This is a genomic window from Micromonospora sp. NPDC002575 (assembly GCF_042889525.1).
Classification (GTDB): Bacteria; Actinomycetota; Actinomycetes; order Mycobacteriales; family Micromonosporaceae; genus Micromonospora; species Micromonospora carbonacea.
This window is the reverse complement of record NZ_JBIARA010000047.1, coordinates 1-5,648: the sequence shown is the minus strand read 5'-3', so window position 1 is coordinate 5,648 and position 5,648 is coordinate 1. Positions and strand designations below refer to the sequence as shown.

Annotated in this window: 4 protein-coding genes; 2 read left to right on the top strand and 2 right to left on the bottom strand. The window is 71.1% G+C overall.

Features of this window, described 5'->3' with window-relative positions; translation table 11 throughout:
• Positions 1 to 831: thioesterase family protein (locus tag ACFYWL_RS30820; protein ID WP_386980222.1), on the bottom strand; the 831-nt coding region annotated here is incomplete at its 3' end.
• Between the two features lie 187 nt (positions 832 to 1,018).
• On the opposite strand from ACFYWL_RS30820, the gene ACFYWL_RS30815 reads away from it, so the two are divergent.
• Positions 1,019 to 2,608: an IS1182 family transposase gene (locus ACFYWL_RS30815; RefSeq protein WP_386980219.1), complete on the top strand. Its 1,590-nt coding sequence runs from the start codon at positions 1,019 to 1,021 to the stop codon at positions 2,606 to 2,608.
• Positions 2,609 to 2,778: 170 nt separating this feature from the next.
• Here ACFYWL_RS30815 and ACFYWL_RS30810 read toward each other — a convergent pair whose 3' ends face one another.
• A complete protein-coding gene (locus ACFYWL_RS30810; protein ID WP_386980216.1) occupies positions 2,779 to 3,732 on the bottom strand; it encodes an IS481 family transposase in 954 nt (317 codons plus the stop codon).
• A gap of 188 nt (positions 3,733 to 3,920) precedes the next feature.
• Here ACFYWL_RS30810 and ACFYWL_RS30805 point away from each other — a divergent pair, with 188 nt between their 5' ends.
• Positions 3,921 to 5,507: an IS1182 family transposase gene (locus ACFYWL_RS30805; protein WP_386980213.1), complete on the top strand. Its 1,587-nt coding sequence runs from the start codon at positions 3,921 to 3,923 to the stop codon at positions 5,505 to 5,507.
• The last annotated feature ends 141 nt before the right edge of the window (positions 5,508 to 5,648 follow it).

Genomic DNA, 5,648 nt, shown 5'->3' with positions numbered 1-5,648 from the left:
CCGGGCCAGCTGCCGCGACTGAGCCACCAGCCGCCCCGCGCTGTCCCAGACCTCGGCGTCCTCCTCCAGGAAGCCCCCCGCGTGGTTCCGGGTCGCGATCGACACCCGCACCGGCCCGGGAGCAGGCCGGCACCGCACATGAACGGTGAGTTCCACCGTGGGCACCCACCCCTGCACGCCGAGGTCGAACGCCGTCGGCGGCAACGCGTCCACCGAGAGCAGCAGCGCGAGCGGGTCGATGTCCCGGCCGTCGGCCAGCCCGAACCAGGCCCGCATCTCCCCCTTGCCGGAGGGCTGCCCGAGCGCCCACCCGATCGTGGCCGGGTCCAGCTTGAGCATCAGCCGGTCGGCGATGGGCTGGTCGCCGGAGTCGGGCGCCGGCCCGTCCGCGGGTCCGAGGCACTGCGCCATGGGCGGGAACTCCGGCGGCGTCGCGGTGGTGCGCACCTCGTCGGGGAGGGCGTCCAGGTCGCCGTAGGAGGCGAGGACGCGGATCCGCTCGACCTCGTGGCCGTCGTCGTCGCGCTGGAGGAGCGAGGCCTGTCCGGTCGACAGCGTGCGGCCGGTGCGGACCGTCTCGGTGCGCACCATGGCCGGGCCGGGCCGGGAGGCGCTCAGATAGTGGGCCGAGACGGTGAAGGGGTCGCCGTGCGGCAGGGTGTCCGCGAGTGCGCGGCCCAGAACCGCCAGCAGGTAGCCCCCGTTGACGGCGCCGAAGATCGTCCAGCCGGGCGAGAGGAAGGTGTCGTACACACCCGGCTCCCGCTGCGTGGTCGCGGTGTCTCGGTCGAACTCGCTGTCGCCGATGGTCGCCTGGATTGCCTGAGCCATGCGAGTACCGTACAACAGCAAACTACTAAGCGGTAGCTTTTTCGATAGGGGCCGCAGACGGCCGGACCGGCGCCGGCCGGTGCCGCGGCCCTAGGTGACTGGTGTTAATCGTGTGAGCTCGCGTCGGTTCTTCAACGTGTGCCAGGCTGCTTGGTGTTGGTCGCTGGGTGTGGGGAGAGGTTGAGCGATGGCAGTGGGCCGGACCCCGATGCAGCCGGGGTTGCTCTCCTCCACGGCGGGTTTCTGCGAGGGTCGGCTGGCGCCGAACTCGATCTACGCGGTGCTGCACCGCGAGTGCCGGGCGTTGTTCCCCGATGAGATGTTCGCCGATCTGTTCGCCGAGGACGGCCGCAGGTCGGTGCCGCCGGTGATCGTGGCGGTCGTGATGGTCCTGCAGCGCCTGGAAGGCTTGTCCGACCGTGAAGCGGTCGAGCGGTTCGCATTCGATGTCCGCTGGAAGTACGCCGCCGGCGGGCTGGACTTCGATCATCCCGGGTTCGTGCACACCGTCTTGGTGGACATGCGCGCGCGGCTGGCCGCGTCCGCCCGCCCGGACCGGATCTTCGAGCGGACGGTGGACGTGGCCGCCCAGGCCGGGCTGGTGGGTCGTCGGCGGGTGCTGGACTCGGCTCCGGTCTATGACGCCGTGGCCACGCAGGACACCATCACGCTGATCCGCTCGGCCGTCCGCGGCCTGCTGCGGGCGGCCGATCACGGGCTGCGGGCCGGGCTGCGGGCGCAACTGACCAGCGGCGATGCCTACACCGACACGGCCAAGCCGGTCATCGACTGGACGGACGCCGGTGAGCGGGAGGCGCTGATCGATTCGCGGGCCCGGGACGGGTACGCGCTCTTGGCCGTGCTGGAGGGCCGGGTGCTGGAGCCGGAGGCGGACCAGGCCGCGCGCCTGCTGGCCACCGTGCTCGGCCAGGACCTGGACCAGGACGGTGACGGAGTGTTCCGGATTGCCCGGAAGGTGGCCACGGACCGGGTCATCTCCACGGTCGATCCCGAGGCCCGGCACGGGCACAAAACCGTCAACCGGTCCTTCGACGGCTACAAGGGGCACGTGGCCGAAGACCCCGACAGCGAGGTCATCACCGCAACCGCAGTCACTGCGGGCAACGCCGGCGACGCCGAGCCCGCCGCCGAGCTGCTGGCCGACGTCCTGAACGCGCCCGCCCCGAACGAAGGGGCCGCGGGTGAGCGGGCCGAGGTCTACGGCGACGCCGCCTACGGGACCGGACCGCTGCTGGCCGAGCTGGACGGGGCCGGCGTCGAGGTGATGGTCAAGGTGCAGGCCGCCAACGCGCCCGGCGGACGGTTCTCCAAGGACGCCTTCACCGTCGACCTGGGGGCGGGGCAGGTCACCTGCCCGAACCAGGTGACCGTCCCCATCCGCCCGAAGTCCGACGGCCGTGGGGCGGCCTGCTTCAAGGCCGCCTGCGCCGCCTGCCCGCTCGCGGCCCAGTGCACGACCGCCAGGGACGGACGCGTCATCACCATCGGCCCGCACGAGGAACACCTGGCACGCGGCCGGGCACGCAGCGCCGACCCGGCCTGGCTGGCTACCTACCGGGCCACCCGGCCCAAGGTCGAACGCAAGATCGCCCACCTCATGCGGCGGCGACACGGCGGACGCCGGGCCCGGGTGCGGGGGCGGGCCAAGGTCGCCGCCGACTTCTCCCTGCTGGCCGCCGCCGCCAACATCGCGCGGCTCGGCGTGCTCGGAATCATGTCCACAGCCGCTGGAAACTGGGCCATCGCCACCGGCTGACCGGCCAGCAAGGCCCAGGGCACACACGAACGACCGCACCCGGACGCACCAAACCCTCAACAGCCTCAAGACCAGGCCACGGGCCGCCCGGAGCACCGCCCCGGCGACACGCCCCTGACGCCCCAGTGACGACACCACACGCCCAGGAAGCCCCGCTTAACACCAGCTACCTAGGTGTATTGCCCTGTGAGGTTGGGGACGCGGCTGGCGGGTGGTTTGCCCTTCAGCGCGGTGTGTCCGCGGTGGTGATTGTAGGTGTGCAGCCACTGGGGGAAGGCGTCGCGTCGTTCCTGTTCTGAGCGGTAGGGGCGGGCGTAGGCCCATTCGTCGAGCAGGGTGCGGTTGAGGCGTTCGACCTTGCCGTTGGTCTGGGGCCGGTAGGGCCGGGTTCGTTTGTGGGTGATCCCGGCCGCTGCCAGCGTGTCGCGCCAGGCGTGGGACTTGTAGCAGGAGCCGTTGTCGGTCAGGACGCGCTCGACGGTGATCCCGACGCCGGTGAAGTAGGCGTGGGCCCGGGTCCAGAAGGCGGTGGCGGTTTCTTTCTTCTCGTCGGTGAGGATCTCGCTGTAGGCGAGGCGGGAGTGGTCGTCGACGGCGGTGTGGATGTAGCTGTAGCCGGCGTTCCGGCGGTTCTTGCGGCCGGCCTGGCGGCCCAGGGTCTTGTGGCCGCCGCCGTCGGGGATGTTGCCGAGCTTCTTGATGTCCACGTGCACCAGTTCGCCGGGTCGTTCGCGTTCGTAGCGGCGTATGTTCCGGCCGGTGGCCCGGTCCAGGTGCGTGAGGCGGGCCAGGCCGTAGCGGGTCAGGACCCGGTGGACGGTGGAGGGCACCAGGTCCAGCAGGTGCGCGATGCGGGCCGGTCCCCACCGGCGCAGGAGCCGGATCTTGATGATCCGGCGTTCGGTGCGGGTCGGCGTCCGCCGGGGGCTGTGGTGCGGGCGGGAGGAGTGGTCGGCCATTCCGGCCTCGCCCAGGGCCCGGTAGCGGGCGGCCCACCGCTGGGCGGTGGTGGGCGAGACCTGGAACCGCTCGGCGGCCCGCCGCAGCGGCCAGCCGTCCTCGACCACACAGCGGGCCAGGCGCAGGCGTCCGGTCTCGGTCAGGGGTGCATTACGGTGGGGCACGAGGGCCTTTCTGGTCGGTGTAGACGTCGCAATCCACACCGAACCCGGAAGGCCCTCACCCGTTCAAGCAGTCCCAGCCGAGACCTCCATCACCCGTCCACAACCTCCCGGGGCGATACACCTAGAAGGCTGCTGAAAATCTGGTGTTCTGGCCCCGGCTCGGTGGAGTCGGGGCCAGTCTTGTAGGCATGCAGGGGGAATGGGCCGGGGAGCCGGTCGGGCCGGATGTGTGGGAGACGTGCCGGGAGCTGATCCCGGCGGGGAGTGTGTTCGCGTTCCTGGCCGAGCACCGCGAGGTGCTGTTCCCGGCGGAGATGTTCGCGGACATGTATCCCTCGTCCAACGGCCGTCCGAGTCTGCCGCCGCAGGTCCTGGCCGCGACCGTGGTGCTGCAGAGCCTGCACGGGCTGTCGGACTTCGAGGTCGTTCAGGAGTTGCGGTGTGACCTGCGGTGGAAGGCCGCTTGCGGGCTCGGCCTGCACGACACCGCGTTCGATCCGTCGTTGTTGACGTACTTCCGGCGCCGCCTGCGCAACTCGGCCGATCCGACGCGGATCTTCACCAAGGTCAAGGAGGTCGTGGCCGCGACCGGGGTGCTCAAGGGCAAGCAGCGGCGGGCGCTGGACTCCACCGTCCTCGATGACGCGGTGGCCACCCAGGACACCGTCACCCAGATCATTTCCGCGATCCGGCGGGTGATCCGAGAGGTTCCCGGCGGCCAGGAGACGGCCGGCCGGTGGTGCGCGGCCCACGACTACACCAACCCGGGCAAACCGAGGATCGCCTGGGACGACGAGACGGCCCGCGCCGCGCTGGTCGACGCGCTGGTCACCGACGCCCTCAACCTGCTCGGACACCTGCCCGAGCAGAACCTGGGCGAGAAGGCGGCGGACGCCGTCGGCCTGCTGGCCCTGGTCGCCGGACAGGACGTGGAACCCGCCAAGGACTCCGACGGCCGCGACGGCCGCTGGCGCATCGCCAAGCGCACAGCACCCGACCGGACGGTGTCCACCGTCGACCCCGACGCCCGGCACATCCACAAGAACCGCACCCGCCACCAGGACGGCTTCAAAGGACATGTCTCCTTCGAGCCGGAGACCGCACTGTTCACCGCCGTCGCCCTGACCGGCGGCTACGGGCCCGGCAACCACGAGGCCGCCGTCGCCGCCGACCTGCTGGCCGACGAAGAAGAGGGCACGGAGTTAACCGTGCTCGGCGATTCCGCCTACGGCACCGGCGAACTGCGCGAGCGCCTTCAAGGCCAGGGCCACACCCTGGTGATCAAACCGCCGCCGATCCGGACGGCCGTCCCCGGCGGCTTCACCATCGACGACTTCCGCCTCGACCTGGCCGCCGGCACCGCGACCTGCCCGGCCGGACACACCGCCAACCTCGGGCAGGTCAAAGCAGACGGCGCCCGCACCGCCCAGTTCAAACGCCTCTGCGCCGACTGCCCCCTGCGGGAACGCTGCACCACCTCCAAGACCGGACGCACCGTGAACGTCCACCCCCAGCACGAACTGCTGGCCGCCGCCCGCCACCAGGCCGCCACCGACCCCGCCTGGCAGGACGAATACCGCCGATGGCGGCCCCCCGTCGAACGCGCCATCGCCTGGCTCGTCGGCAAAGGCAACCGCCGAGTCCCCCACCGCGGCGTGATCGCCAACAACATCTGGCTCCACCACCGCGCCGCCGCCCTCAACCTCCGCCGACTGATCAACCTCGGACTCACCCGGACCAGCACTACCTGGCACCTCACCCCCGCCACCGCATAGGGAAAGGGGCCATCCGGCCTCAGGCCGGACAGCCCCCAACAAGATTTTCAGCAGCCTTCTAGGGCGTGTTTCGAAAGTAGCGTCGTCTGCCCGAAGGGCAGGTCTGGCGGCGTCTGGTGCGTGCGATCGCAAGGCGGAGGG

Coding starts and splice junctions, on each gene's coding strand:
- ACFYWL_RS30815 (WP_386980219.1), top strand. CDS start 1,019: ATGGCAGTGGGCCGGACCCCGATGCAGCCGGGGTTGCTCTCCTCCACG.
- ACFYWL_RS30805 (WP_386980213.1), top strand. CDS start 3,921: ATGCAGGGGGAATGGGCCGGGGAGCCGGTCGGGCCGGATGTGTGGGAG.